The sequence below is a fragment of the Polaromonas sp. genome (assembly GCF_012927415.1).
Classification (GTDB): domain Bacteria; phylum Pseudomonadota; class Gammaproteobacteria; order Burkholderiales; family Burkholderiaceae_C; genus Polaromonas.
This window is the reverse complement of record NZ_JABBPF010000003.1, coordinates 1-4,056: the sequence shown is the minus strand read 5'-3', so window position 1 is coordinate 4,056 and position 4,056 is coordinate 1. Positions and strand designations below refer to the sequence as shown.

Sequence of the window (4,056 nt, the reverse complement as noted above, 5' to 3'; positions counted from 1 at the left end):
CAATGGCCGAGAAAAAAGGCTCCACCGGCGAGAAGACGCTGTACTGCTCGTTTTGCGGTAAAAGCCAGCACGAAGTCAAAAAACTCATTGCTGGCCCGTCTGTCTTTGTCTGTGATGAGTGCATAGATCTTTGCAACGAAATCATTCGCGACGAACTTCCCGCTGGCGCCGACGTGCGCGAGACGCGCGGTGATCTGCCTACTCCGTCAGAGATCAAGGCCACGCTGGACGGCTATGTCATTGGGCAGGAACCGGCCAAGCGCACGCTGGCGGTGGCTGTGTACAACCACTACAAACGCTTGCGCCACAAGGAAATTGCCAAAAAGGACGACGTGGAGCTGACCAAGAGCAATATATTGCTGATCGGCCCTACCGGTTCTGGAAAAACGTTGCTGGCTCAAACGCTGGCCCGAACGCTCAACGTACCCTTTGTCATGGCCGATGCCACCACCCTGACAGAGGCCGGATATGTGGGTGAAGACGTCGAAAACATTATTCAAAAGCTGCTGCAGAGTTGCAATTACGAAGTCGATCGCGCCCAGCAGGGAATCGTTTACATCGACGAGATCGACAAGATTTCGCGAAAGTCTGACAATCCTTCCATCACACGCGACGTTTCTGGCGAAGGGGTGCAGCAGGCACTGCTCAAACTGATGGAAGGAACAATGGCCTCAGTGCCGCCGCAAGGTGGTCGCAAGCATCCGAATCAGGATTTTCTGCAGGTCGATACCACCAACATCCTGTTCATTTGCGGGGGGGCTTTTTCCGGGCTGGAAAAGGTCATCGAAAACCGGACCGAAGCTTCGGGAATCGGTTTTGGTGCTGCCGTTAAAAGCAAAAAGTCGCGCAGTCTTACGGAAGCATTCAAGGATGTCGAGCCCGAAGATCTGATCAAGTTCGGCCTGATTCCCGAACTGGTAGGTCGTATGCCGGTGATTGCGACCCTGGCCGAGCTCAGCGAGGACGCACTGGTTCAAATCCTGACCGAGCCGAAGAATGCCGTGGTCAAGCAGTTCAGCAAACTGCTCGCCATGGAAGGTGTGGATCTGGAAATTCGGCCTTCCGCCCTGAAAGCCATCGCCCGCAAGGCGCTGGCCCGCAAAACGGGTGCACGCGGGCTGCGCTCCATTCTGGAGCAGTCGTTGATTGACACCATGTTCGATTTGCCGACCACCAGCAATGTCGACAAAGTGGTGGTAGACGAATCCACGATTGAAGAAAACAAGCCGCCACTCTTGGTCTACCGGGAAGCCGCCAAGAAAGCTTGAGCCGCTGGCGCTGCAGGGGTGCACGCCTTGAAAAGGCTACCCTTGTACCCATTTCTGAGTTGATACTGCTCCGCTTGCCCCCGAAACGGGTGTTCGCGTTTTGCCTTGCGTTCAAGGTTTAAGGTTTAAGGTTTATATGTCCGGACAAACTTTCCTTCCTCCCCAGCCCGTCGATTTGCCCCTGTTGCCACTGCGGGACGTGGTCGTGTTTCCGCATATGGTGATTCCGCTTTTCGTGGGTCGTCCCAAGAGCATCAAGGCGCTTGAGTCTGCCATGGAGGCGGAGCGCCGCATCATGCTGGTGGCTCAGAAAGCCGCCGCCAAAGACGAGCCTTCGGTAGAGGATATGTTTGAAGTGGGATGCATTGCGACTATCTTACAACTGCTAAAACTGCCTGACGGGACGGTCAAGGTGCTAGTCGAGGGGCAGCAACGCGCGAAAGTCAACAAAATCGAAGAAGGCGAGCATCACTTCAGTGCCAATGTGACGCCGGTTGAACCCCAGACGGCTGTTGCAGGCGACAAGGGCAGTGAAGTTGAAGCCCTGCGCCGTGCGGTGATGCAGCAGTTCGATCATTACGTCAAGCTGAACAAGAAGATACCGCCGGAAATACTGACATCGATTTCCAGCATCGACGACGCGGGCCGCCTAGCGGACACCATAGCGGCACATTTGCCGCTGAAGCTGGACGCAAAGCAGGCAATCCTGGATCTGGACAATGTCAAGGGCCGGCTCGAGAATCTGTATGAGCAGCTTGAGCGCGAGGTTGACATACTCAATGTGGATAAAAAGATTCGTGGCCGCGTGAAACGCCAGATGGAAAAGAACCAGCGCGACTTTTACCTCAATGAACAGGTAAAGGCCATCCAGAAGGAATTGGGTGAAGGCGAGGAAGGCGCGGACATTGATGAGATTGAAAAGAAGATCAAGCTTGCGAAAATGCCGCTGGAAGCCCGTAAAAAGGCCGACAGTGAACTCAAGAAGCTGAAGCTGATGTCGCCCATGTCAGCTGAAGCGACGGTGGTTCGCAGCTATATTGAAGTGTTGCTCGGCTTGCCGTGGAGTAAAAAGACCAAGATCAAGCACGATCTGGTCAATGCTGAAGCAGTTCTCAACGAAGACCATTACGGCCTTGAAAAAGTCAAGGACCGTATTGTGGAGTATCTCGCGGTACAGCAGCGTGTCGACAAGCTCAAAGCCCCGATTCTTTGCCTGGTTGGCCCTCCAGGTGTCGGCAAAACTTCACTTGGACAGTCCATTGCCAAAGCGACCGGTCGCAAATATGTGCGCATGGCTTTGGGTGGCATGCGTGACGAGGCCGAAATTCGGGGCCACCGCCGAACTTATATCGGCGCCTTGCCAGGTAAGGTATTGCAAAATCTTAGCAAGGCCGGCACGCGCAATCCGCTGTTTTTGCTGGACGAGATTGACAAGCTGGGAACTGATTTTCGCGGTGATCCATCAAGTGCGTTGCTGGAGGTGCTCGACCCGGAGCAGAACCATACGTTTGGTGACCACTACGTTGAGGTGGATTTCGATTTGAGCGACGTTATGTTTGTTGCAACGTCCAACTCAATGAATATTCCTCCGGCGCTGCTGGATCGAATGGAAGTGATACGGCTTTCAGGCTATACCGAAGACGAGAAAACCAGCATTGCCATGCGTTACCTGTTGCCTAAGCAGCTTAAAAACAATGGCGTGAAGGATGAGGAACTGCAGGTGCAGGAACAGGCTGTGCGCGACATCGTTCGTTACTACACCCGTGAGGCGGGTGTCCGTTCGCTTGAGCGGGAACTTTCCAAGATCTGCCGCAAGGTTGTCAAGGGTATTCAGCTCAAGAAGATGACACCCAAAGTATTGGTCACACCCGATAACCTCAACGATTTTCTCGGTGTCCGGAAGTTTGATTACGGCCGTGCAGAGCAGCAAAATCAAGTGGGGCAGGTCGTCGGTCTGGCATGGACCGAAGTCGGCGGCGACCTGCTGACGATTGAGGCGGCGGTCATGCCCGGCAAAGGCGTGATTACACGAACGGGCATGCTGGGCGATGTCATGAAGGAGTCTGTCGAGGCTGCGCGTACGGTAATTCGCAGCCGCGCAAAGGCTTTGGGTATCAAGGATGAAATGTTTGAAAAGCGTGATATTCACATTCATGTACCCGACGGCGCAACACCCAAGGATGGGCCGAGTGCCGGTGCAGCGATGGCGACTGCGTTTGTGTCTGCATTGACCGGTATTCCAGTACGCGGCGACGTTGCCATGACTGGCGAAATTACCCTTCGCGGCGAGATAACCGCGATCGGGGGGTTGAAGGAAAAACTGCTGGCTGCCTTACGGGGTGGCATCAAGACCGTGCTTATCCCTCAGGATAATGCCAAGGATCTGCAGGAGATTCCGGACAACGTGAAGGCAGGCCTTGAGATTGTTCCCGTGAAGTGGATTGATCAGGTGTTGCAGGTTGCTCTGGAGCGGCAGCCGATCCCGTTGACTGATGAAGAGGTTGCATTGATTGCCGCCGCCAGTGCGACAGCGCCTGCGCAAGTCGTTGATGCGGTGAAGCATTAAGCAAACTTCTTTGACGTTGACGAAAAGCACAAAAAACCACGCTATAATTTGGGTTGATTCGCGGGAGTAGCTCAGTTGGTAGAGCGCAACCTTGCCAAGGTTGAGGTCGAGAGTTCGAGCCTCTTTTCCCGCTCCAATTCAAAGGGCAGCACTTCAAAATGCTGCCCTTTTTTGTTGGAATCAGTGAAGAAAGAGGGCGCGGAAACAAAGCGGTTATGTACC

The 4,056-nt window shown here is 54.1% G+C and carries 2 protein-coding genes and 1 tRNA gene; all 3 read left to right on the top strand.

The genetic code is table 11. The features are described 5' to 3' along the window. The first annotated feature begins 2 nt into the window (after nt 1–2). Complete coding sequence (clpX, locus tag HHJ19_RS00040) at nt 3–1,268, top strand: ATP-dependent Clp protease ATP-binding subunit ClpX (protein WP_296902986.1); 1,266 nt, start codon at nt 3–5, stop codon at nt 1,266–1,268. Nucleotides 1,269–1,404: 136 nt separating this feature from the next. Beyond that, nucleotides 1,405–3,834 (top strand): endopeptidase La, encoded by a 2,430-nt coding sequence (gene lon, locus HHJ19_RS00035; protein WP_296902984.1) that lies wholly within the window; start codon nt 1,405–1,407, stop codon nt 3,832–3,834. Nucleotides 3,835–3,894: 60 nt separating this feature from the next. Continuing rightward, a tRNA-Gly gene (locus HHJ19_RS00030) sits at nt 3,895–3,970 on the top strand. Nucleotides 3,971–4,056 lie beyond the last annotated feature (86 nt).

Coding starts and splice junctions, on each gene's coding strand:
- lon (WP_296902984.1), top strand. CDS start 1,405: ATGTCCGGACAAACTTTCCTTCCTCCCCAGCCCGTCGATTTGCCCCTG.
- clpX (WP_296902986.1), top strand. CDS start 3: ATGGCCGAGAAAAAAGGCTCCACCGGCGAGAAGACGCTGTACTGCTCG.